The 23,946-nt window shown below is 36.3% G+C and carries 24 protein-coding genes, 1 tRNA gene and 1 pseudogene; 17 read left to right on the forward strand and 9 right to left on the reverse strand.

Annotated features, from left to right (window positions below):
• The first annotated feature begins 83 nt into the window (after window positions 1–83).
• The 5 genes from QEN48_RS07605 to QEN48_RS07625 all read left to right on the forward strand — a co-directional run bounded on the left by QEN48_RS07605 (window position 84) and on the right by QEN48_RS07625 (window position 4,230).
• Window positions 84–168: transfer RNA gene (locus QEN48_RS07605), tRNA-Leu, on the forward strand.
• 414 nt (window positions 169–582) lie between these two features.
• Entirely contained in the window at window positions 583–1,365 is a 783-nt protein-coding gene (locus QEN48_RS07610) for an ABC transporter permease subunit (RefSeq protein WP_280108302.1), read from the forward strand.
• Window positions 1,366–2,123: 758 nt separating this feature from the next.
• The gene (locus QEN48_RS07615) at window positions 2,124–3,023 is read left to right on the forward strand and encodes an ABC transporter ATP-binding protein (RefSeq protein ID WP_280108303.1); all 900 of its coding nucleotides are present in this window, start codon (window positions 2,124–2,126) and stop codon (window positions 3,021–3,023) included.
• A gap of 14 nt (window positions 3,024–3,037) precedes the next feature.
• Window positions 3,038–3,820: an ABC transporter permease subunit gene (locus QEN48_RS07620; RefSeq protein ID WP_280108304.1), complete on the forward strand. Its 783-nt coding sequence runs from the start codon at window positions 3,038–3,040 to the stop codon at window positions 3,818–3,820.
• A gap of 47 nt (window positions 3,821–3,867) precedes the next feature.
• Window positions 3,868–4,230, forward strand: a complete 363-nt coding sequence (locus QEN48_RS07625; protein ID WP_280108305.1) for a dihydroneopterin aldolase family protein — start codon at window positions 3,868–3,870, stop codon at window positions 4,228–4,230.
• A gap of 75 nt (window positions 4,231–4,305) precedes the next feature.
• Here the strand turns inward: QEN48_RS07625 and QEN48_RS07630 are convergent, their stop codons facing one another.
• On the reverse strand, window positions 4,306–4,476 hold the full coding sequence (locus tag QEN48_RS07630) for a preprotein translocase subunit Sec61beta (protein ID WP_280108306.1): 171 nt from the start codon (window positions 4,474–4,476) through the stop codon (window positions 4,306–4,308).
• A gap of 173 nt (window positions 4,477–4,649) precedes the next feature.
• A complete protein-coding gene (locus QEN48_RS07635) occupies window positions 4,650–5,126 on the reverse strand; it encodes a transcriptional repressor (RefSeq protein WP_280108307.1) in 477 nt (158 codons plus the stop codon).
• Between the two features lie 574 nt (window positions 5,127–5,700).
• Here QEN48_RS07635 and QEN48_RS07640 point away from each other — a divergent pair.
• Window positions 5,701–6,252 (forward strand): hypothetical protein, encoded by a 552-nt coding sequence (locus tag QEN48_RS07640; protein ID WP_280108308.1) that lies wholly within the window; start codon window positions 5,701–5,703, stop codon window positions 6,250–6,252.
• A gap of 104 nt (window positions 6,253–6,356) precedes the next feature.
• Here QEN48_RS07640 and QEN48_RS07645 read toward each other — a convergent pair whose 3' ends face one another.
• The 6 genes from QEN48_RS07645 to QEN48_RS07670 form a co-directional block, all read right to left on the reverse strand.
• Entirely contained in the window at window positions 6,357–6,749 is a 393-nt protein-coding gene (locus QEN48_RS07645; RefSeq protein WP_280108309.1) for a translation initiation factor IF-5A, read from the reverse strand.
• Window positions 6,750–6,963: 214 nt separating this feature from the next.
• Complete coding sequence (gene larB, locus QEN48_RS07650; RefSeq protein ID WP_280108310.1) at window positions 6,964–7,716, reverse strand: nickel pincer cofactor biosynthesis protein LarB; 753 nt, start codon at window positions 7,714–7,716, stop codon at window positions 6,964–6,966.
• Between the two features lie 66 nt (window positions 7,717–7,782).
• Window positions 7,783–8,553, reverse strand: a complete 771-nt coding sequence (locus tag QEN48_RS07655; protein ID WP_280108311.1) for an inositol monophosphatase family protein — start codon at window positions 8,551–8,553, stop codon at window positions 7,783–7,785.
• Between the two features lie 46 nt (window positions 8,554–8,599).
• A complete protein-coding gene (locus QEN48_RS07660; RefSeq protein WP_280108312.1) occupies window positions 8,600–9,085 on the reverse strand; it encodes an arginine decarboxylase, pyruvoyl-dependent in 486 nt (161 codons plus the stop codon).
• 18 nt (window positions 9,086–9,103) lie between these two features.
• Window positions 9,104–10,015: a manganese-dependent inorganic pyrophosphatase gene (locus tag QEN48_RS07665; protein WP_280108313.1), complete on the reverse strand. Its 912-nt coding sequence runs from the start codon at window positions 10,013–10,015 to the stop codon at window positions 9,104–9,106.
• Window positions 10,016–10,108: 93 nt separating this feature from the next.
• The gene (locus QEN48_RS07670) at window positions 10,109–10,945 is read right to left on the reverse strand and encodes an NAD(+)/NADH kinase (RefSeq protein WP_280108314.1); all 837 of its coding nucleotides are present in this window, start codon (window positions 10,943–10,945) and stop codon (window positions 10,109–10,111) included.
• A 314-nt stretch (window positions 10,946–11,259) separates the two neighbouring features.
• On the opposite strand from QEN48_RS07670, the gene QEN48_RS07675 reads away from it, so the two are divergent.
• The 3 genes from QEN48_RS07675 (at window position 11,260) to QEN48_RS07685 (ending at window position 14,088) form a co-directional block, all read left to right on the forward strand.
• Entirely contained in the window at window positions 11,260–11,985 is a 726-nt protein-coding gene (locus QEN48_RS07675; protein ID WP_280108315.1) for an RNA ligase partner protein, read from the forward strand.
• 71 nt (window positions 11,986–12,056) lie between these two features.
• Window positions 12,057–13,349 (forward strand): histidine--tRNA ligase, encoded by a 1,293-nt coding sequence (gene hisS, locus QEN48_RS07680; RefSeq protein WP_280109106.1) that lies wholly within the window; start codon window positions 12,057–12,059, stop codon window positions 13,347–13,349.
• A gap of 364 nt (window positions 13,350–13,713) precedes the next feature.
• Window positions 13,714–14,088 carry a hypothetical protein gene (locus QEN48_RS07685; RefSeq protein ID WP_280108316.1) on the forward strand — a complete coding sequence of 125 codons (375 nt, stop codon included), beginning with the start codon at window positions 13,714–13,716 and terminating at the stop codon, window positions 14,086–14,088.
• 64 nt (window positions 14,089–14,152) lie between these two features.
• On the opposite strand, the pseudogene QEN48_RS07980 reads toward QEN48_RS07685, so the two are convergent.
• A pseudogene (locus QEN48_RS07980) lies at window positions 14,153–14,344 on the reverse strand (RNA-guided endonuclease TnpB family protein); the annotation flags it as partial.
• 496 nt (window positions 14,345–14,840) lie between these two features.
• On the opposite strand from QEN48_RS07980, the gene QEN48_RS07690 reads away from it, so the two are divergent.
• The 8 genes from QEN48_RS07690 to QEN48_RS07725 all read left to right on the forward strand — a co-directional run bounded on the left by QEN48_RS07690 (window position 14,841) and on the right by QEN48_RS07725 (window position 23,727).
• On the forward strand, window positions 14,841–15,881 hold the full coding sequence (locus QEN48_RS07690; RefSeq protein WP_347985109.1) for an ABC transporter substrate-binding protein: 1,041 nt from the start codon (window positions 14,841–14,843) through the stop codon (window positions 15,879–15,881).
• Between the two features lie 105 nt (window positions 15,882–15,986).
• Window positions 15,987–17,042, forward strand: a complete 1,056-nt coding sequence (locus QEN48_RS07695; protein ID WP_280108318.1) for an iron ABC transporter permease — start codon at window positions 15,987–15,989, stop codon at window positions 17,040–17,042.
• Window positions 17,039–17,803, forward strand: a complete 765-nt coding sequence (locus QEN48_RS07700) for an ABC transporter ATP-binding protein (protein WP_280108319.1) — start codon at window positions 17,039–17,041, stop codon at window positions 17,801–17,803. The genes QEN48_RS07695 and QEN48_RS07700 overlap by 4 nt, the downstream gene beginning before the upstream one ends.
• Window positions 17,804–17,839: 36 nt before the next feature.
• Complete coding sequence (locus tag QEN48_RS07705; RefSeq protein ID WP_280108320.1) at window positions 17,840–18,826, forward strand: FmdE family protein; 987 nt, start codon at window positions 17,840–17,842, stop codon at window positions 18,824–18,826.
• 194 nt (window positions 18,827–19,020) lie between these two features.
• Complete coding sequence (locus tag QEN48_RS07710; RefSeq protein ID WP_347985110.1) at window positions 19,021–19,389, forward strand: Mov34/MPN/PAD-1 family protein; 369 nt, start codon at window positions 19,021–19,023, stop codon at window positions 19,387–19,389.
• A 42-nt stretch (window positions 19,390–19,431) separates the two neighbouring features.
• On the forward strand, window positions 19,432–19,842 hold the full coding sequence (locus tag QEN48_RS07715) for an FAD synthase (RefSeq protein WP_280108321.1): 411 nt from the start codon (window positions 19,432–19,434) through the stop codon (window positions 19,840–19,842).
• Between the two features lie 29 nt (window positions 19,843–19,871).
• The gene (locus QEN48_RS07720) at window positions 19,872–21,974 is read left to right on the forward strand and encodes a cation:proton antiporter (protein ID WP_280108322.1); all 2,103 of its coding nucleotides are present in this window, start codon (window positions 19,872–19,874) and stop codon (window positions 21,972–21,974) included.
• A gap of 106 nt (window positions 21,975–22,080) precedes the next feature.
• Window positions 22,081–23,727, forward strand: coding sequence for an MBL fold metallo-hydrolase (locus QEN48_RS07725; RefSeq protein ID WP_280108323.1), 1,647 nt, complete (start codon window positions 22,081–22,083; stop codon window positions 23,725–23,727).
• Window positions 23,728–23,946: the final 219 nt, after the last annotated feature.

The raw sequence follows: 23,946 nt of genomic DNA on the forward strand, positions 1-23,946 counted from the left end.
CAACAAACAACAAACACAATAAATATTAAGTTAAACACAAACCATAACTAAAGAAGTCCTCTACCAAAAAATATCTAAAAAACGCGGGGGTTGCCGAGCATGGCCAAAGGCGCAGGACTTAGGATCCTGTCCCGTAGGGGTTCGCGAGTTCGAATCTCGCCCCCCGCACTAACTCATATTCAATCTAACAAACTTCTATTAACAATAGTTGTTCTAAACCTAAGTTTAAGTATAACCTTTTTTTAAGTGAATTTGAACAACGTTAAGTCGTTTTCCCTAACTCAATACTTTTTATACAACTCAAATAATGTATAATATCTACCTATTCAAAAAAAGAAAAAATTAATTACCAATCATGAAACGTTTTATATTTTTTGGATTATATTTAGGTTTTTTCAGTTAGGAAGGATTATATACTTATAGTTTCAAAACTCTCATTTAGGAGGATTGGTGTATCCCTTTGTTTCGATTTAGATGCACGTTACTTGCTTGACTTTAGTTTAAGGAGTCCATCTATATGGTTATGTGTTTGGTGTCTGGTATTTATGTTATGTTTAGTTTATTTATAGGGGCTATAAGTAGATGACTTCAATATTTATAAATCAGTCAAAGAAGCTTTTTCGAGGGTCGCTTGTTTTAGTTGCTGTCTTTGGTTTTCTTTCCGTATATTTATTTGCAGTTTTTCCAAGCCTTAAAGAGGCGACTGAAGCTCTTGAAGGCGCTTTACCAGAAGCTATGATGGCTTTATTTGGTATGGAAAACCTGCATACCATTGAGGGATTTACTGCGTCTTATGTCTATGCTTTTTTTTGGGTATTGTTTATTGGTATTTATTTTGCGTATATAGGTGGTGGATTGGTTGCTGGGGATATTAAGAGTAGGAAAATGGATTTGACTTTGGCTAACCCGGTTTCCAGGGAGTCTGTTGTTTTACAGAAATTTGGTGCTTTATGGGTTCCTTTGTTAGTGCTGAATGTTGGGTTTTTCGCAATAGTTTTGTTAGGCAGTTTCTTAATAGGAGAGAGTCTGGAGCTAATCCCACTTTTAATGACCCATCTACTATCGGTTCCTTATTTTTTGGTTTGTGCTGGAATTGGTTTAGTATTCTCTGTAATTATGAGAGATAATAGTTCAGCTCAGGCTGGGGCGGTAGGGTTGGTTTTTGTTTTGTGGTTGATTGACGGAGCAGCCGATATGGCTTCTGGTTTTGATTGGCTTGCTTATCTGAACCCAGGTTATTTCTATGATGTTAATGAAATATTGATTTATGAAAACTACAGTTTCTTAGATGCTGGATTGCTTGTTATCGTGTTTTTGGTTTTGTTGGCCGTGTCTATCGTTTGGTTCATACAGAGAGATATATAATGTGACTTCCTTACCTACTTAACTGAAGGTTCGGAAGGTATTTCCATCCCTTTATCCGTACCATCTGAGATTTCGGATTACCGATGGAAACTTACAGGAACGTCCAGCAAAGGGTGGAACATCCACCTGTTTCGTGGTCACCACATATCTTAACCAATTCGATGTACAGAGGCCGGGGTCAACGATAATGGCTTCAGGACGCGGCCACCATACCCACAATGCAAGAAGAGGATTTCTTCTTTCAGGAGATCATCCATCTCCCTGTCCTAAAGCCTCTATAACAGCCTTGAAAGATTCAGAGCCCTCCAACCTCCCGTTATGTGACCGTTATTTTAAACATATATAAACATAATCCAATTTAACACCCACCTAAACCAAAGATCCATGAAAGGTATACTTCTTAGGTAAAGAGTTAGAAATGTTTTTGTGTAGTCTCGATTCAGGTTTAATACTTTCTTCTCTTTAGCAAGAATGATTTAGTCTTAGATAGATATAAAAATCAATAGATATAATGTGTTTATTGTAATATACATCTGGATAGTTGAAACGTGTCTGAAAACAAAATATAATTTTGGACAAAAAATAGGTAAAACCGGTATGTTTGGGGGCTATAGGAGTGGGGAAGGTATTGGCGTTTTGTTAATGCCACTTGAAAATTATAGGGGTAGGTTGCCACCAAAAATTTCCTTAGAACCTCTTTTTTCTCTTTGTGGAGATGGAGGTTTTAAATTCTGTTAGTTGTATAATGTTGTTTTGATATGATTGAAATGGAGTCTAATGCTACTATCAGGCTTGATAACTTGACTAAGGAGTATGGGGAGGTTAAAGCTAATGATAATCTCTCTTTTAGTGTTTTTGAAGGGGAGATTTTTGGGTATCTCGGTCCGAATGGTGCAGGTAAAACAACTACTATCCGTCAGTTATTAGGTTTAATTAAGCCTAGTTCTGGTACAGCTTTCGTTTTAGATGCGGATATCCGGGATCGAAAAGCTTTGACCAAAGTTAAACGAGATATTGGGTATCTGCCTGATACTCTTGGTTTTGAAGAAAGGATGACTGGTCGTCAGGTACTTGATTATTTTGCTATGATGCGGGGGGATAGTCGTAGAGATGAGTTGCTTGATTTATTTAATCCTCCTTTAGACCAGAAGGTTGGGACTTATTCTTCTGGAAACAAACGTATGTTAGGCATCATACAGGCTTTTATGCATGACCCTGAACTTGTTATTATGGATGAACCAACTTCTGGGTTAGATCCTCTGAAACAGGATTTATTGCATAATTTTATTGAGAGTGAACGTGATTCTGGGAAGACTATATTTTTTTCTTCCCACTTTCTCAGTGAAGTTCAGCGTGTTTGCGATAGAGTCGGTATTATTCGTAGGGGCAAGCTAGTTGACCTTGAAAACATCGATAAATTGTTAACGAGAAGCGGGAAAAAAGTGTGGGTTCATTTTAAAGATAACTTCGATAAAGATAGGTTCATAACTGAAGATATGGTTGAATTAGAGGTTGTTGATAGTTCTATTCATTTTACTTACACTGGAGAGGCAATTGATTTGTTAAAACATCTCTCTAGTTTTGAAATTGAAGATATTAATATTAGTGAACCTCAATTGGATGAGATTTTCAAGCATTATTATGGGGATAGGGTTTAAATAAAAGGTGGATTATGACAGCGATTCTTAGAATTGAATCTCGTAAATTGGTTCGAAGTTCAGCAGTATTAATCGGTGTTTTTGCAGTTCTTTCAACAATGTACCTATCGATATATCCCGAATTTAAAGAAGAAGCTGAAGAATTAATGGAGGCTTTTCCTGACTTTATATTCGACATGTTTGGACTTGAAGCAATACATACAATTGAAGGGTTTTTAGCTGCAGAAGTTTATGCATTTTTTTGGATACTTTTAGTAGGACTTTATTTCGCTTATATTAGTGCTGGATTTGTTTCAAAAGATATTGAAGAAAGAAAGATGGATCTTACTCTCTCAAACCCAGTAACAAGAGAATCTGTAATATTACAAAAGGTGGGGGCTTTATGGGTTCCCCTATTATTATTAAACGGTGGAGTAATTCTATTTTTATACATAGGAACATACTTAATTGATGAAACTTTAGATATAACTTCATTGGTTATGGTTCACTTACTTTCAATTCCCTATTTATTGGTCTGTGCAGTAATTGGCTTAGTCACATCAATAGTGATTAAAAAAGTACGAACCTCTCAGGTTTGGGCTATAGGCATTGTTTTTATTTTATGGCTTATTGAATCAATCTCTAATATAACAGTAGATTATGATTGGATTGGTTATGTTTCTCCAAGTAACTATTACGATCCAACCCAAATACTTGTAAACCAAGAATACGCTTTCTTAGATGCCGGCATTCTATTAATTGTATTCGTTATTTTGTTGATACTATCAATAATACTATTCAAAGACCGTGACATCTAACCTTGATTTAAGAAAAAAATTAAACGGTTTAACAATAAATATGTTATATGAGTTTTCAAGACAAGACTTCGGTTTTTTTTGATGATGAAGTTAGTGATAGAGAACGAAGTTGTTTTGAGTTAGGAATTTCTTTAGGAGCAGTTTTCCATCAATTTGTAGGAACTCCTGTCGGATCAAACTCAGTCGAAGAAGTGAAACAAGCTATCCAGAGTTCCATTGAAGAACAACCATCTGTCAAAAAGGTTGAGGTAGAAATCAAACGAGAAAGTGAAGAAGGATATTCGGCTCTACGTCCAGAAGATTTAGAGATAAAGATAATCGCTAGTTATGGTGACTCAACTGTAACTGGAAAACTTGCATATCTAGAAAAAATAGACTATCCATTAATGTGGATAGTTAACATAGACTAGAGAAATAACTCTATTCCCAACTAATTTAAGTAGGTTTGATGTGTTTTAAAGGGTTTATTGGTTCTAAAAAAATTTTTATGGCCATAAACCGTAGTAGAGGTTTAGAGATAATATAAGCACTCCGAGTACTGCACTGAAAACCATTATCTGCTTTGGACCTATTATTGGTGTTTCTGTTGATTCTTCATCGAAATATCTCATTAGGCCTGCAGATGAAGTCAATCCATCTCCTTGTTGTTTAACCATTATTTTGCCTCAAATTCCTTTTGTTCTTCTAGATATTAAGTTTTTAGTTTTAGTTTTTAATCAATTTGTTTCATCAGGCTTAGATCAACGTCTGTTTTAGGTGTTTTGATTTTGTCAACCAGGAGGTTGCCTTCTTAATTAGCAAGTTAAAGTATGCTTGGTTGAATTTAACTTTACAGCCCCATGGCTTCTTTCATTTCTCTTATTCTCTGTATTTCTTTTTTGTTTTCTTTTGATAGTCTGTATTCTCTTTCAACTCGGTTTCCTCTTCTTTTTAGATAGCCTTCTTTTGCCATTCTTGATAGGTATGTTGATACTGTTGATAAACCGATTTCTTGGTATTCTTGGTCGTATTGTCTCTTGACTTCTCTTGAGGTGAACCATCTTTCTTGGAATCTAACTAATAGGAATAGCTTTAATCTTTTTTTGATTGTTAATTCATCAAAATTAGAGGTATCGATTTCCCTGGGTTTGTTCGGTGAGGAGTTGAGTGCGCTGGATGAAGATTTAGTTGAAGGGTTCGATGAAAGGTTTAGGGCCTCTATGAATTTGGATATTCTCTCGAGTATTACCTCTTTTTCAAGGTCTCCTTCGAACTCCATAGAGGTTTTAACACCATCCTCATCGACGGCCTCCAACTTCATCTTCATCCTGAGTCACCTTTTGGTATCCCATCCCCCCAGATGCGAATACACTTCAAACATACACTGTGAATAACCACTTTGTGAATATGTGTATGTATCCTTTGTGAACATATAGATATTACATAGATAACCTTATATAAAGCTTTAGGTTAACTGGCTTGTATTTAATTGTGTTAAACTTATTAAACAAAAAATTTGTGTTTTTTGGGTTATTTAGAGGTTTTTAGTTGGTTTGTTTCATATTTATTTAATTACTTGTTCAACGATATTGTGAATAATAAATATGCTATTAGTTGTTCTAAAGTACTTTATAGGGCAAATAATCTTTATAATTTGTATTGATCTATTAAAAAAGTTAGTTTGTTTTTAATTTTATTTTTAAAGTTATTTTTTGTTTTTTCAGAGAAGTTAGTTTGTTTTTTTGTGTTTACATTCACTTTTTTTTGTGTTCATATGAAAAGCTAGTTATAAGGCTGGTTGGTTTCTATTAATGTTATGGATTTGGTTGAAATTTTTATTAGGTTTTTGAGTTAATTTTTAATGGGATAGTTATTTAGTGGATTAGTTCATTGGATGTTTTATGATGGATGTTAAAAAACTGCCATTAGCTTCATTTGGATTATCGGTTATTTCGGGTTTGTTTTTGTTTTATGGACAGCTGGTTGTGGGTTTATTTTTTATAGCACTCTGGGCTTTGCTTGATGTTTTTTATTTAGTTAATTTGAGGAAAAGAAATTTTGTAACTCGTTTTGAGGATTTTTTGAGTACTACTGTTAATACTGGTTCAAGTTTAGTTTTATTGTTGGGTTTGATATTTGGGGGTTTTGTTACCGGTGAGTTGGGGTTATTAGCTGTTGTTGGTGTTTTCTTAGTTCATTATACTGAGATACAGTGTGCGGCGATTGGATTGAATCGCAGTGGAATTGAAAGGCCTTTTAAAATTGGTTTTTTAGTTTTTGTGTTGGTTATGGGTGTTTTAGAGGTTTCTGTTGGTTTAACCTTTTTTGGTTTTGGATTTGTTTGGTGGGGTGTTTTAGTTATTTCTATTGTTTCGATCTTGATTTCAGTGTTTCTTGCTTTCACTATGTATTTTAAACTTTCCGGAAGAAAAATCGAGGATAACTCTCTTTAACCCTAAAAACACCTAAATTAAGATTTATAGAAATCAGGTTAGGTTTTTGTGGGGTTTTAGTGGTTTTTGAGGCCCCACAATGTTTTTGTGGGGTTTTGGGTTTTTTATTTTTGGTTTAATATTTTGTTTTTACCCATTGCGGACATGTATTTTGTTTCTCCGCCTTCTTCTAAGTTGTTTAGAATGTCTTGGTCTTCTACGAGTATTTCAAATGTTTCGTATGTTTCCATATCCATTAGTTGAACTGTGTTTTCTGTTTTTGATATTACTTGTGCGTCTTTTCTTTCTACTATTGGAACGTCTACTTTTGTGTCTACTGGGTTTAGCATGTTCCTTTTTTTATCATCGAATATTCCTTTTGCGGATATGTTTGCTTTTGCGGACCCGTGTTTTCCTGGACTTGATACCTGTAGGTCGGTTATTTTGCTTGGTTCTCCGTCAAGTAATATGTAATCTCCTTCGTCTAGATTTCTTATTTCGGTTCTTCTTTTTGACATGACTTTTTTCCTCGGTTAATAGTTATACCTTTTTATTATCCTACGGTTTAATCAAAGTTTCACATTTCTTGTTTTTAATCGTCTTTTGAGTTACAGAAATTCTATTTGTTTTTAGGGGGGTATTAATGATAGTCAGGGTTGTTTTTTATTTTTTTATTTAAAATATTTGAAGGGAACTCAATCTATATTTTTTTGGTTAGGTGGGGTGGTTGGTTTAGGTTTTTGTTATTTTTGCTGCCATTGCGCCTGCTGTGAATCCTGCGTCGATGTTTACGACGGTTAGTATTGAGCATGATTGTAGCATTGAGAGTAATGCGGCTTCTCCGTTTCCTCCTGCTCCATATCCTGTTGATACGGGTAGGCCGATTACTGGTATGTCTGTTATTCCGGCTACTACTGGGGGGAGGGATCCGTCTCTTCCTGCGGCTACGATTAGTGCTTGTATGTTTTTTTCACTGTATTTTTTTAATACTGGAAGCAATCTATGTATTCCTGCTACTCCAACGTCATATGCTTTATGTGCTTCGCATCCAAGTAATTCAGCGGTTACTCTTGCTTCTTCTGCGACCTGGATGTCGGCTGTTCCTGCGCATATTACTCCAATTTTACCTTCTTTTGGTTTTTGGTGTTTTCTGGTTTTTAGTACTGCTATTCTTGCTTTTTCATACCATTCTAGTTCGTATTTTCCTTTTTTTTGTTTTAGTAGTTGTTTTTGTTTTTTGGTGACTCTTGTGCCGATGCTTCTGCCTTTTTTATCTGCCATTTTTTTCATAATTTCGATGAATACTTCAGGTTCTTTTCCATCTCCTAGTATTGCTTCAGGTAGACCGATGCGGTCTTCTCTCATTGTGTCTATTCTTGCTTGACCTTCAAGCTCTTCTAGCTGGAGCAGGGCTATTCTTTCTTTTACTTGTTTTTTGGAGATCTCTTTGTTTTTATATTGGTCTAATAATTTATCGATATCCATATGGATCACAAAATAATTATTTATTTTTTTCTAGAAACTGGGGGTTTTATGGTGGGGTGGTGTTTTTTATTGGTTTATGGTTTTTTGGATTTCTTGATTTATTTTTCCGTTGGTTGCTATTGTTTTTATTTGTTTTTTAACGTTTTTTGTTGGGAATTTTTTGGATATTGGGTGGAAGGAGCCTCCTGCTCCTTTGATTATTATTGAACCTGCTGCTATGTCTGTTGAGCCTGCTCCTCTTATGTCTATGAATGCATCTAGTTTTCCAGCTGCTACGTAGCACATTTCTAGGGAGATACAGCCTAATGTTCTTACTCTATGTACTTGTTCGTTGAGTCTTTCTTTTTCTAGTCTATGGGTTTTTTGGTATCCGTAGTAGCTTATGGATGAATTTTTTAGTTTTTCGGTATCGGATGTTGTTATTTTTTGGTTATTGTATTTTGTTGTATGGCCGTTTGAGGTGTATGTGTTTCCGTTTTCAAGGTTTTTTACGTATCCGTATTTTATTTTTTTGATTTTTTTGTCTGCTATTGCTATTGAGGTTGAGTAGAATGGGATTTTGTTTGTGGCGTTGTATGTTCCGTCTATTGGGTCTAGTATGACGGTGTATTCTGGTTTTCCGAAGTTGTGTACACCGGTTTCTTCTGTTATTAGTTGTATGTTTTTGTTTGATAGGTAGTTTATTGCTGTTTTTTCTGCTACTAAATCTATTTTTTTAGTTGGTTTTCCATCTGCACCGATTGAGACTGTTTTTGATGCTTTTTTTGTGCCTATTAGGTGTTTGACGTTTTTTTCAATTTCCTCTGCGACTTCTTTGCATATTTTTTGGTGTTTCATTTCAAGAATCCATTTTTTTTGTTTACGTCGGGTTTTGTTTTGGTTTTTATGGCCAGAATACTGCTGCTGCTATTGCTGCGCCACAGTTTTGGGGTATTGTTTGTTCGGATTTTATGTGGATTTTTTTGATTTTTTTGTTTCTGTCTTTTGCCATTTCTTTAACCATTTTTATTGTTTTGTTTACTGTGGCTTTCTCTATTGTTGGACTACTGTGTTCACATATTAATCCGATTCCTTCTTCACATTCGGCTACGGCTATTGCTGCGCTTATTACTTCAGTTTTTATTGATGTTTCTTTCGCTATTACGCTCGGTACAAATGCTCCTTGAGGTATTTCTGGTTTTTCTACAATTTCACAGTTTTCTGGTAGTATTGAACTTACAGTAATTAGGTTTAAGTCGCCTATACCGGCTTTTTGTAGAGCTCGGTCGTAGGCGTTTAACTGGCTGTCGCTTTCTCCTGTTCCTGAAACTATTGATATTTTGTTTGGTTTGAAATTCATTTCGATGCAGTTTATTAAAGAAATGTTCAAATGATTTTTATTCTTGTTTTAGGCCATTGTGTCTTCAAGAGGAGGTATTACTTGTTTTTTTCTTGATAATACTCCCTTTAGGGTTGCTGAATTATTTTTTATCTCCTTTTGGAAGGCTTTTTCGAAGTTCTGTGTTTCCCCTGTTATTAAGGCTTCTGTATCTTTTTCTAAAAGGTCTGTTACCAACAATATCAGTGTGTTGTAGTTCTCTTGGGTAGTGATTTTCTTCATTTCCTGCAATAATTGGTTTTTTTGTTCTAGTACTTCGTTAGGTACAACTGTTTCAACTTGACCTACACCTACAAGTTTTTCGCCAAATTCGTATTCTTTAAAGTCTCCTAATATGATATCTCTTGGTTCTTTTTCTCCTAGTTTGCTTTTCTCTTTAAGCATTTCTTTTCCATATTCTTCGATATCTACTCCACATATTTCTGATAGTTTTTTAGCTATCTCTGTGTCTTTTTCAGTATTTGTTGGAGATCTATGGACAACTGTATCGCTTAATATCGCGCTTAAAAGTATTCCAGCGGTTTTTTGTGGTATTTCTTTATTTTTGTTTAGGTAGATGTCGGCAACTATGGTTGCGGTTGATCCAACAGGTTCACAATGGAAGAATATAGGGTTGCTTGTAACTAAACCTCCAATTCGATGGTGATCTACAACTTCTTTTAATTCCGCTTTTTTTAACCCACCGGCAGCTTGGCTGTATTCGTTGTGGTCTACTAAAATAACCTTTTTATTAGATAGGTCTTCTATTTCCTGAGGTATATCTACGTTGAATTTATCCAACACAAACTCTGTTTCAGGATTTATTGGTCCACACCTAACTGGCTTTGCATTATCTCCCTCTATGTTTTTAAGTTCTGCATAAGCTATTGCAGAACATATTGAGTCGGTATCTGGTTTTTTATGTCCGATTACGTATTTCATGTTATCACTTCATTTTTTAATTTTCAGATAAAAGATATCGTGTTTTTGTGGTTTTAGGTCACAGGGTTTTCTGTGGGTTTTTTAGTGTATTGTTCACATTAATTTTTCTTTTATTTTTGAGTAGAAGTCCTGTCCTTCAACTTTAACAAATAGAGCTGGGTTTTTTGCCTCTCTGAACTTGATTATATCTCCTTCTTTAACTTTCTTTGTTTTCTGTCCGTCAACAATGATTTTTGCGTGTTTTCCCTTTCTTATCAACTCTATTTTAATGTTAGATTTCGAGGGAACTACTATTGATCTAGCTGAAAGTTTGTATGGGGCTATAGGGACAAGTAGGAAACCTTCCACTCGGGGGTCAACGATCGGGCCTCCAGCACTCATTGAGTAAGCAGTTGACCCAGTTGGGGTTGCTATTATTATTCCATCGGCTCCAAATCTCTCAACCTCTTGACCATCGACAAGAACTCTTAGCTTAAGCATCTTAGCAGGCTCTGAAGTTAAGAGTACAACTTCGTTTGTTGCTGGCGGGAGCGGGTCTTCATCATCAATATCTACTTCTAATCTTGTTCTCTTATCAACCTCAAACCCTTTAATGATTTTTTCTAGTTCGTTTTGATAGTTATCAACCTCTAAATCTGTTAAAAAACCTACTTCTCCTTTGTTTATTCCTACAATTGGGGTTTGATGGGGTAGTTCGTGGAATGTTCTAAGTATTGTTCCATCTCCTCCAATAGTTATCACTAGATCACAATCGGTCATCTCTTGTATACGGGTTCCTTCAATCCCTAGTTTCAAAGCAACCTTTTGATTTATAACAACATCTAAACCTAATTTTTTTAAAAAATCAAATAATCGATCCGCTTCTTCTATTATATCCTTAGAGTCATATCTCGCGATTATTCCAACTTTATTAACATCTTTTTTAAACAATCAAACACCCCAAACCCAGTAAAAACCCTTTATCAAATTATCTTCAATTAATTTTCATATCCTTACAACAAAATAGTTATGCAGCCACCTGAATTATGAATTCATGACACCCTCTTTTTAATGATTAGAGGTCTTAAGGCCTGAGTTAAGATAAAAGTGTATTAAATAGATTATTGTTTTTTAGTTTGGTTGGTGATCGGAAATAATAAAAAAATGATGTGGTTTGGTGTTGATTATTGCGTTTTTGGTTGTTTTTGGGGAGAATAATAATTATGGTTAAGTATCTTAATTAGAATTAGGTTGTTGGTGTTAATTTGAATAATCTTGAAAGACAGTATTTTGTTTTTGATACAACGGCTTTGACCGATGTGCAGATGAGGAAGAAGGAGGGGTACGGTTCTTTGTGCGAGGGTATGGATGGTGTGCTTGAACTTGTTTCTAAGGCTAGGTTGGAGTTGAATATTAGTTGTTATGTGCCTTATCCTACTGTGTATAGGGAGATGAGTGATTTTATTAAGCGGCATGATTGTGGTGATGGGGTTAAGGTTAAGCTTGATACTTGGCTTGTTAAAAAGACTCCTAATCGTTATGAGGTTGAGGTGCCTGCAAGTATTTTTTATGAGTATGTGGATTTTATGCGGAGCCGTATTAACAAGGGTATGAATGTTGCTGAAGATACTATTTGGGATATTTCTGTTAATTGTTTGAATACTGATATCGGTGATATGGATGCTGAGGAGGTTGAGAAGGATATTAAGCGGGAGATGATTGGCCAGACAATAAGTGATTTTAGGGATAAGTATAGGAGTGCTTTGCGGTATGGAATACTTGATAGTGCTCCAGATATAGATGTTTTGTTGCTTGCTAAGGAGTTGGATGCTGCGGTTGTTGGTGCTGATGAGGGTATTGAGAAGTGGGCTGAGAGGCTTGGGCTTCGTTTTGTTAAGGCAAGTTCTTTTCCACGTATGATTCAGGAGTATTTGCGTAGAAAAGATGAGATTCGTGCTCGAGAGGCTAAGGAGTTTGGTGATGAGATTTAGTATTGTGTTTTTGGTGTTTGTTGAGTTTTGTTGTTATTGGGTTTAGTTGAAAAGGAGGCGTTATTATTAATATTCAGAAGCCGAAAGGAACTCGTGATTTAGGTCCAGAGTCTATGGAGGTTAGGAAAAAGGTTGAAGAAGTTATGAGAGATAGATGTGAGGGTTGGGGGTTTAGGGAGGTTGATACTCCTACGTTTGAGCATCTTGAGCTTTTTACTTTGAAGTCTGGTGAGGAGATTATTGATGAGATATATGCTTTTCGGGATAAATCGGAGCGTGAACTGGCTTTAAGGCCTGAGGTTACTGCTTCTGTTATGCGTTTTTATTCTGATGAGTTAAGGGCTAGGCCAAAGCCTTTGAAGCTTTATTATTTCAGTAATTGTTTTAGGTATGAGCAGCCTCAAAAGGGTAGGTATCGTGAGTTTTGGCAGTTTGGAACTGAGACTATTGGTGGTGACTGTAGTAAGACTAGTGCGGAAACTATTGCGCTTGCTTGTGAAATCTTAGATTCTTTTGGACTTGAGTATGATCTTCATATTGGTTATTTAGGTGTGGCTAGGGGTGTTTTAGAGTCCGAAGGAGTTGTTGGTGAGGATCAAGATAGGTTAATGTCTTTGATTGATAAGGGTGATGTTGATGCCATTATTGATTTTTTAGATGGTTTATCTGTTTCGAGTGATTGTAGGGGTGTTTTAGTGGAGTTGATTGATTTGGTTGGTGAGGGACGAGATACTGTTTCTCAAGCTCTTGATGTTTTGGAGAGTTATGGTTTTGGTGAAGAGGGGGGTTTTGGTCTTGATAACCTTAGTGAAACCCTTAGCTACTTAGAGAGTTATGGAGATGTTGATTATACTTTAGATCTTGGTATCGCTCGTGGTTTGGAGTATTATACTGGAACTGTTTTTGAGATCTATGTTCCTGGTCTTGGAGCTCAGAACCAGGTTTGTGGTGGTGGGGAGTATAGCATTCCTCAATTGATGGGTGAGAACCAGTTTTCTACTGGATTTGCTTTTGGGTTTGATAGGGTTGTTGAGGCTATTAAGCACCAAGAGATTGATCTCGATATAGGTCCTAGGTTGATGGCTTATATTATTCCTGTTTCAGATGAGTTTAGGGATGAAGCGGTTCAGATTTTGGGTAGGATGCGTGGAAGTTTTCCTGCGGATATTGATTTAACTGGTAGAGGTATTGGTGATCAAATTTCTCATGCAGATTCGATTGGTGTTCGTTTTGCCGTCATTATTGGTGAACGAGAGGTTGAAAATGGTACTTTGAGTCTTAAAGATATGGAGTCGGGGGATCAGGTTGAATTAGGTATTGATGAGGCTGTTAATAAGATTATGGAGGAATATGAAAGTCTTTAATTTTTTCTAAAATCCGAAGGCAATAACCCCTCTTTCTTCAAGAAGCAATCTTGTCAGGGTGAGCGAGTAGGGTGGGTAGTTCACAGGTATATTTAGGTTTTTTATGTGTGGTGTGGCTGCGCTGGGGTTTGTTGTTGGGTTGGTTCATAAGGTTAATATATACTGATGGTTATAATATGTTCTTGAGATAAGAATTTGTATGTATCTGTTCCCGATTACTGGATTTCTGTATGGTGTTTGTTTGGTTCTGGTGGTTGGGTTGGGTTTTGTCTTTGGGTTTTATGTTGAAGCCGTATAATTTATGTAGGTATCTCGATGCTCTATTGTTTTTGTAAGGAACTAAATATTGATAAGGAGTTGTATTATGTCGAAACGTGAGAATGTTAATAAGTTGCTTAGTAAGATTCGGTATATGTATTATCAGACTGAGCTTGATGGTTCAGAGGTTAATTTTGTTGATTTTATTGAGGGTTTGAAGAGTGGTGGGAGTTTTAGAGGTATAGTTCATACTGAAAGAGAGTTGGATGTTAGTCGTGGGAAGGTTATGAAGGAGGACGGTTATCTTCTTATTGATGATGGTGAGATTAAGTTGGCTATTTTGATTAACAGTAATGTTTATCGAGGTGAGAAGGCTCTGAAGCGTATTCAGGATCCGGATAGAATTCGGTATACTCGTATTTCTGATAAAAAAGCTAGTGAAATTCTTGAAAAAGGAGCAGCTGCTGGGGTTACAATTTAAAAAAAACAAAAAAAATAAATTATTTTTATTTTAGTTCATAATTGGTTCTGACATCCTCCTACGGCTAAAGCTGTGGGGTTCCCCCACTGGGGGTTGAACTCACGGATACGGAGAGGTTCGCAGGTTCGTCGTCACGTTGGACGATGACTTGCGTTTTGGGCTGTGCCAGTACAGCCCCCGCCTTGGACAGCGGTTTCGAGAACTTGCCCAAGGCTCGTTTGCCAATATTCAGCGCACCGTTCTTGTCGGCGTTGTCAGTATATAGAGACTGCTCACCTAAAGATGTTACGCAAGCATCCAACCCCAACCGTGGCTATGAATGTGGAGAGATTCCCAGTTGTCGGCTTCATCCCACCCCTGAAGGGGTGGGCTTTCGCCTCGCTACCGCTGGTAATATTTTTATTTTGTTTTTTCTTGTTATTTTTTTGTTTTTTGGTTTTATTTTTTGATTCATGTAGGTTGTTGGGTTTATGACCTCCTTAATTCGTTAATTGGTTTTGTTGGTTGATTGCTACTTGAGTGAGGGGTCGTGCCTTTGGATTTTATGTGAAAAGTTTTTTTTGTTTTTATTTTTTGGTAAAAAGATTTAAGTATTATTTTTATTAATTTCTGTAGTAAATAGTATTACTAATATTGTATTAGTAATACGTTTTGGTTTTTGTATAAAAAATAGGGTAGAACTTACCTGAAATTAAATTTGTGATATCATGACTAGAATCTCGCGCAGAAAATTCCTTAAGCTCGCTGGTGGGGTGGCGGCTGTTGTTACAGTTGGTGGTTGTTTGAATCCAGGTTTTGGTAATAGAGATACAGTAACGATTACCGATCAGATTGGTAGAGAAGTTGAGGTTCCTGAAGATGTTGAAAAGGTTGTTGCTGTAGGTTCCGGTGCTCTAAGACTCATCTCTTATATGCTGGCAACTGATTTGGTTGTTGGGGTTGAAGAATTTGAGATATTGGATGATAAAAAACCGTATATCATGGCTAATCAAGAGCTACAAGACCTCCCCAACATCGGTCCACAACACGGAGGTGATGCAGAGAAAATAATTGGTGTTAATCCTGATTTGGTTTTTGCATCTGAGGAATATGATGGTGATACTGATACTCTTGCTAGTAAAACTGGAATTCCTGTTATTGAACTTAAATATGGTGAAATAGTTGAAAGGGATCGAGATACTTTCTATGAAGCTCTTGAGATTATAGGTACTGTTTTGGGTAAAGAAAAAAGAGCCTCTGAGTTTAAGAACTGCCTTGAAAGATATCTCTCTGACTTAAAAAACAGGGTTGGAGATATTGAGGAAGTTCCTCGACTCTATGTGGGTGGTATCGGTCAACGTGGTATACAGGGATTGACTTCAACTATAACTGGTTATCCTTCACTTGAGTTAATTGGCTTTGAAAATATGGGTGGTAAGTTAAAGGACTCCGTTACTGGTGAACATGTTTATATTGATAGGGAAGACCTGGTGGAGTATCAACCTGAACTTATCTACATTGATGCAGCTGGTTTGGAAGTAGCTAAAGAGGATTTGAGTAAAAAAGAGTTTAAGAATTTGCCTGCCGTTAAGAATGGTGAAGTTTACAGTTTGTTGCCTTATAATTATTATAACACTCAATTTGAAAACGTTTTAATTAATTCATATCTCCTTGGAAAGCACTTAGTACCTGATTCTTTCAAAGATATCGACCTCGAAGAAATTGCTGATGATATATACGTTGATTTCTTAGGTGAAGCTATTTTCAGAAATATGCAGGATGAGTTTAGGGGGTTTGAGAAAATTGAGATATAAAATAATTTTAATTGATATAAATAAGAGTTAGGTTCTCTAATTTAATTCTATTAGTATCGATATGTGTGTTTTCGAGAATGCAATATAAAAAAACGGAGCCAATAGATGGCGTTGGAAACAAAAAACCAGATAAAAGGATACAAAAAAGAGATAAAAAAGAAGATAACATTCGGCATAATAATCACAATTCTTTTAATACTCTCATTCATCGCAAGCGTAAGCCATGGATCAGTTCAAATACCAATAATAGAATTAATCCAAACACTAACAGGGTCCGGTACAAACGAAATGTACCACAATATAATATGGAACATAAGACTCCCACAAGCATCCACAGCATTTATAGCAGGTGCTGGACTCGGAATAGCTGGCGCTGTCATGCAAAACATACTCAAAAACCCCTTAGGAGCACCATACACACTTGGGATATCACAGGCAGCAGCATTCGGAGCAGCCCTAGCTATAATGATATTCGGAGTTGGGGGCCTCGATATACCGATCAACAGCAGATACTCAATGGCGCTCTCAGCCTTTATTATGTCAATATTAACAGCAGGAATAATCGTCGCAATAGCCAAATACAAGGGAGCAACCCCAGAGACAATGGTGCTCACAGGAATAGCGTTAGGCTCCCTCTTCTCAGCCGGAATATCGGTATTCCAATACATAGCAGATGACGAACAACTAGCATCAATAGTATACTGGACATTTGGAGACGTAGGCAGAACAGGTTGGAACGAAGTAACCATAATGTTAGTAGGAACGGCCTTACCAACAATATACTTTATATCAAAAGCGTGGGACTACAATATACTGTCAGCTGGTGACGAAACAGCAAAAAGCCTTGGAGTAAACGCAGGACGACTAAGAATGGAGGGCATGTTCCTAGCATCCCTAGTAACAGCAGTAGCAGTTGCATTCGTCGGGATAATCGGTTTTGTAGGGCTAGTAGTACCACACATAATAAGAAGAGTGATAGGAGGAGATGAAAGATTCCTACTGCCATATACAATAATAGGTGGGGGACTACTCGTATTAGTGGCAGACATAGTAGCAAGAAACGCTTTTGAAATAGTTACATTACCAGTAGGAATACTAACCGCCTTCATAGGCGCTCCATTATTCATATACCTAGTTTTAGTAGGGAGGGAACATTGGTGAAATTAAAAGTAAAAGGTATCGAATTTAGTTACAGCAGTAGAAGGATACTGAACAACGTAGACCTTAAACTCAAAGAAGGAGAGATACTAAGCCTTATAGGTCCAAATGGATCTGGAAAAACAACACTACTCAAATGTATAAACAGAATATTAAAACCCCAATACGGAGTAATGATGTTGAACGGCGAAGACATACAGAAAATGACAAGGAAAAACATAGCTAAAAACATTGGGTATGTACCACAAACGGAAAAAAATACATTCCCAACAACAGTATTCGACACAATACTCATGGGAAGAAAACCACACACAAACAATTGGGGGCCAAAAGAAAAAGACCTCGAAATCGTATCCGAAATCATCGAAACATTGAACATCGAAGACCTAAGCATGAAAAAAACCAACGAATTAAGTGGAGGGCAAAGACAAAAAGTAATGATCGGTCGTGCATTAGCACAAGAAGCAGAAGTACTGATACTAGACGAACCAACATCAAACCTCGACCTCAAACACCAACTAGAAGTGCTTCAACTAATAAATAAACAAAAAGAAAAAGGAACATCAGCAATAATGGCAATACACGACCTTAATCAAGCTAAAAGATTCAGTGATAAATTAATAATGCTAAAAAACGGTGAAATACATTCAGCAGGCGATCCAACAATCTTAAACCGCAGAAACATAAGAGAAGTCTACGGAGTGAAAGTAAACATAAATAAAAATAACGGACATGAATGGATATATCCAGTTGAATCAATATAAACCCAAAAAATAAATAGATTTCTAGAAGTTGAAAACATGAAGCAAAAAGAAATTGGAAAAATAGAGTACCAAAACACAACTAACCACAAAATCACTCTCAAAGAAGACTTTGAATTAAACCCCGAAATTGGAAACGAAATACTATTAAGCTATCAAGAAACAGAGAAAAAAACAAATGAATTAACAAAAGCTATGATAATAGACATAAAAGACAACGAGATAACAATAAAACTAGATGAAAAAATACCTAAAGCAGAAATACTAGACCTCAAAATCCCAGAAAACTCAGCCTCAATACATCATCCAAGACAAAAAATCAATAAATCAATCGAAGAAAAAAACCTACATAAACTGGTTCTCGAAGCCGCTAAAATACATGGACACATCTGCCCAATGATAGTCCTTGGAATAAAAGTAGGAGCAGACGGGATAAAGAAACTTAACCTACGCCACGAAGGTATGGAAGACACATTAGTTTTAACAGAAACAAATAGTTGTTTCAGTGATGGAATACAAACATCAACCGGATGTACATTCGGAAACAACGCATTAATATACAGAGATTATGGAAAAACAGCCGTCACAATAATAAAAAGAAATGAAAAAGCAATAAGATATCACTACAATCAATACAACTACATAGAAAAAAACTATCCCGACACCTACAACCTATTTGAAAAAGTAGTTAAGAACAGAGAAGGCACACCAGAAGAACAAAAACAACTACAGAAAAAATGGACAGAAATAGCTTTAGACCTCCTCGATACACCACTTAAAGAAATGTTCAAAATAAAAACAACCAATTCAACCAAACACCTAAACCTACCCAAAAAAGCCCCAATCTTCAAAGACAGATACTGCAGTGATTGTGGAGAAAAAATAATGGCACCAAAAGCAATCAAGGAAAACAAAGAACACAAATGCATACCCTGTTCAAACAAAAACTACCTACAACTAGATGGATCAGGACTTAAAGAAATCAACCAAAAAAACAATAATACAACCAAAAACAAACCACCATAACTACTACATCAGTGACATCCTCCTCTCCCTAAAGAGAAGAGGTCTTAGCCCTGAATCAAGATAAATGTCAACGAAGAAAGAGATTACCTAAATCCTTAAGTCTGTATAACAAAATACAATATAAATAGATGACCAGAGTATTCGCCATTGCCGAAAGCACCCTAAAAATGATTTTAGGTGTAGGGAAGTCCGCTATGCCCAACGAGATGATAGGGCTATTAAGAGCTGAAGATGGCGTTATAAATGACGTTGTCTTTGCACCAGGGACAGTCACATCTGAAGTCAGTGCGATGGTTAGGATAGATCAACTTCCAGTGGGACTTAAAACGGTGGGGTCAGTACACAGCCATCCTTCAGGTAACCCAACACCATCTGGGGCAGACCGAGAAATGTTTTCTAAAAAAGGAAAATGCCACATCATAACCACAAATCCCTTCGAAATGGATGATTGGGTTGCATACAACAAAAAATCCGAGCCAATAGAACTAGACGTCGTAGAACTAAGCTCTAAAAAAGACAAGTTATGGGAAGAAGAACTTGAAAGAATAAAGAGAGAACTCTAGTTTTTTCTCTAATTCGAATTAAGCATTTATTGAGGATAACCAATGAGAGTAATGGCTTCAGGCACATTTGACATAATACATCCGGGACACCTATTCTATCTAGAGGAATCAAAAAAACTAGGTGAAGAGTTAGTTGTAGTTGTAGCGAGAGAAACAAACTTAAGTAAAAAACCCGTAGTTCCTGGAAGCCAGAGACGTAGAGTTCTAGAAGGATTGAAACCAGTTGACCAAGCTGTTTTAGGCGATGAACTCGATATCTATAAAACCGTTGAAAAAATAAACCCAGATATACTATCTATAGGGCCAGACCAACATTGGGAAATACCTGAACTTGAGAAAGAATTAAAGAACCATGGATTCAACATTGACGTTGTAAAAATCGATAGTTACATGGAATGTGATTTATGCAGCAGTCGAGATATAATAAAGAAAATACAGACAAGAAATAAATAAACCCAGATATATTAGTTCTCTGTTTTTTATTGGAGGGACTCAAAATATACCAATCAACTATTGATGTCGGTTCGTTCTTCACTATGGTAACTCGGCCTTCACTCACCACTCCATTTGAAAATGCTGTTATTATATTCGGCATAGCTATGATCGTTTTTTTGGTCGCTCCGTTATTTGTAAAGAGATATAAACTACCAGGCATAATAGGCATAATTCTTGTTGGTGCGGCAATAGGTCCAAACGGCTTTGGATTATTAGAACGAGATTCTACGATAAAGTTGCTTGGAGAAGTTGGTTTAATCTATTTAATGTTCTTAGCAGGTCTTGAGATTAATCTAAACCAATTTATCGATAATAAGGATAGAAGCATATTTTTTGGACTAATTTCTTTCTTAATACCACAGACAATCGGTACTGTTTTTGGTGTATACATACTTGACTTATCTTTCCCTGCTGCCTTACTGTTTGGAGCAATCTTCTCTTCACATACATTACTAGCTTATCCAGTTGTACAGAGACTTGGTATTGCAAAAAATGAAGCTATGACCACTACTATTGGAGGAACAATACTTACAGATACACTAGCTTTATTAGTTTTAGCAGTTGTAATCGCATCGGTTGGAGAAGGGTTGACAACCGGTTTCTTTTTAGAGCTATCTATAGGGCTATCAATCTTTTTCGTTGGAACATGGCTAGTTGTACCTAAACTTGGTAGATGGTTCTTCCGTACACACGATGATGAAAGTTATTATGAGTTTCTATTCGTGATGGCGGTACTTTTCATATCAGCTTTTTTAGCTGAAATGGCTGGAGTTGAACACATAATTGGTGCATTTATAGCAGGTCTTGCTTTAAATAGGTTAATACTTGATACAGGCCCTTTAATGAATAGAATAGAGTTTGTTGGAAACGCTTTATTCATTCCATTCTTCCTGTTATCTGTAGGCATGCTTGTAGATGTCTGGGTTATAACTGAAGGTATAAATACATTGATTATTGCTGGTTCTCTAATTGGTTTGGTAATATTAACTAAACTTGTTTCTTCATGGATTACTGGCAAGGTCTATAGCTACAACAAAACCGAAGTACTTGGTATGTTTGGTTTATCCGTTGGCCAAGCAGCAGCGGCCCTCGCTATCGTTTTGATTGGTTTCGATGCAGGTGTCCCTGGATTTAACCAAGAAATGATAAATGCTGTCGTTTTGATGATACTTGTTGTCAGTGTATTGAGTCCCTCAATTGTAGAGCGAGCTGGACTTGATTTAGTTAAAAAGGCTGAAAAAAGAGATTATGATCCAAAAAAAGTCCCTCAAAGAATTCTAATCCCAATAGCCAAAGACTCCAAACATAAAGAATCACTACTCGACCTAGCATTCGCAATATCCAGCGATTCAGATGAACCTATAAACACCGTTTCAGTGATACGTCCCAATGGGGAAACCCAGACTATGTCGGAAGTCGCTAGAACGGAAGAGATACAGAAAGAGATGGAGAAATATGCCGCCAGTGCAGAAGAAAAAATAAAGAGCCATACACGGGTAAACCACAACATAGCTTCAGGAGTTGTTAGGTCAACAATCGAAAACCAAATATCAACAATCATAGTTGGGTGGGATGGAGCTGAAAACCGAAGTCAAATGATGTATGGTAAAATCATCGATCAAGTGTTAAATAGAGCCCCACAACTAACTCTCGTAACCCGTTTAAGCAAACCAATCGAAACATACAAAAGAATATTATTAACCTTACCACCAAATATCGAGTACAATGAAGGTTTCCCTGAAGCTGTAGAGACCGTTAAAAAAATTTCAGAAAAAACCGGTTGTCCAATAAAAATCTATGTTGTAAACGGTGACACCGAGAAAATAGAGAAGAGTTTTAGTGAAATAGAGCCAGAAACTCCAATTGAAACAATGGAAATCAAAGGTTGGAGAAAACTAATACCAACAATTAAAAAAGATTACGATAAAAACGATTTAGTTATAAACATGAGTTCTAGACGAGACAAACCAGGTTGGAACAACGAATTAAAGAAACTACCAAAAAAGACATTCACATTAACACAAGGAAACTCGATAACTATCTATCCAGGCGGAGAAAAAAGAGAAAAAAGACTAAAACTAGTAGATTAACTAACTATCCCTAAAAAAAATAAAGCTACATACATTTCTCCAAGATTTTTTTGCTGAGATAAAAATATTAAAAATATTTAATCTGTTTAATTTGAAAAAGATTTAATTGGAGCTGTATCAATTTTCTACCTGGATGTCAAATAATTATTATGAATATATCGGGCCTGACAAAATTAAGATAAATGGTGAAGAGGTTGAGAAAAAACTAAATCGGGCGACTAAGAAAAATGCGGTTAATTACTTAAATGAGATTGGTAGTTACAGTAATGTTTATTGGGATGAGAGTTATGGAAAGGTTTTTATCGAAACGGATAGAACTGGGACTTTCAATCGTGAAAAAAACCGTTTTTTTGAAGAGACAGGTTGGGAACTAAATATATTAAAAACATCTTATTCCGATATGGTTACCAAGGTTCGACGCCTTATATATGAATTTGAAGGTCGTTATGAATTTCTAAAAAAGGTTAGTAGAAATGTTAGGCGAACCGGAGATCCAGGTTGGAGTAGAATCTCTTTTTTAGGTGGTGGCAGAGAGGTTGGACGTAACTCGATTTTAATCCAAACTCCAGAATCTAAGGTTTTATTAGATTGTGGTATAGAAATGGATTCTGGTGAAGGTCCTTTACTTGGCCCTGAACTTTCAATAGATGAACTTGACGCAGTAGTTGTTTCACACGCACACCTTGACCACTCCGGCTCTGTTGCAGAACTCTATGCTAAAGGATATAGAGGACCTGTTTATGCTACAGAGTTAACTATAGTTTTGATGCGTCTTCTTAAAAGGGATCTATATCGATTACAGGAAAACCCTGGTTTCAATAAAGGCGATATAGATACTATGATAAACCATTCCATACCAATTAAGTATAGAGAAGTTAAAAAGATAGCTCCAGATATAGAGATAGCTCTACGTGATGCAGGACATCTTCCAGGAAGTGCTGGAGTGTTCCTAACGGTTAATGGTAAAAACGTTTTTTATACAGGAGATTTTGACAACCGAAACACAAAGTTATTACCACCTGCTGATTATGACCTTCCAGAACTTGATGTAGTTATAACTGAATCTACTTACTCACATGAATCTATTCCTGGTCAACAGAAGGTTGAAACTGAGTTGTTAAATACAGTTGAAGAGACTTTAAGTCGTGGAGGAACCCCAATTATCTCTACATTTGCTGTTGGGCGGTCGCAAGAAATTCTATCATTACTTAACGATAGGGGTTATGACGATATTTATATCGATGGAATGATTAGTGAAGCAACTAAGATAGTTGGTTCTTATCCAAGTTATATAAAGACAAACCTAGATGGGGGATATAACTATGTTTATAGTGACAGTCAAAGAGAAAATGCATTAGAAAATGGTGGTATCATTGTAACTACTTCAGGTATGTTAACTGGAGGCCCCATATCCTACTACCTCAACCGTATTGGTAATGATGTTAATAATACTCTCATTCTACCTGGATATATGGTTGAAGGGACTCCTGGAGATAAACTTAAAGAAGGAGAGAGAAAGGTAGAAATTAATGGCAAAGAGATTATGGTTGAGATGGATGTTAAGCAAATAAGATTTTCTGGCCATGCAGATAGGTCAGGAATATGGAATTTTCTTCATAAAGTAAAAGGAGAACCAATGGCCTTTGTTTTACATGGCCAGGAAGATGGATGTATTAGCTTGAGCGAAGAGATCGAAGAGAAATTTGGTTGGTTCGTTACTGCACCTAAAAACCTTGATGCCTTCCGAATCTAATATCACAATGATCTTGAATATCATTACTCGATTTAATGTGTTATGAAAAAAATTTTTATAGGTCTCCAAGGAGAGTTGTTAGTTTGAATAGACATAGGTTTTTTTGGAAACTTGGTTTTTTGTTTTTGTTATTTGGGTTGGTTTTAGTGGTTTTTTCATTTCCTTTCAATGAAATCAGTTTTGAGGGCGGGTTTTTATTGATGTTAGGTCCAATACCTA

The sequence above is a fragment of the Methanonatronarchaeum sp. AMET-Sl genome, from assembly GCF_029854155.1.
In the GTDB taxonomy this organism is placed as follows: Archaea; Halobacteriota; Methanonatronarchaeia; order Methanonatronarchaeales; family Methanonatronarchaeaceae; genus Methanonatronarchaeum.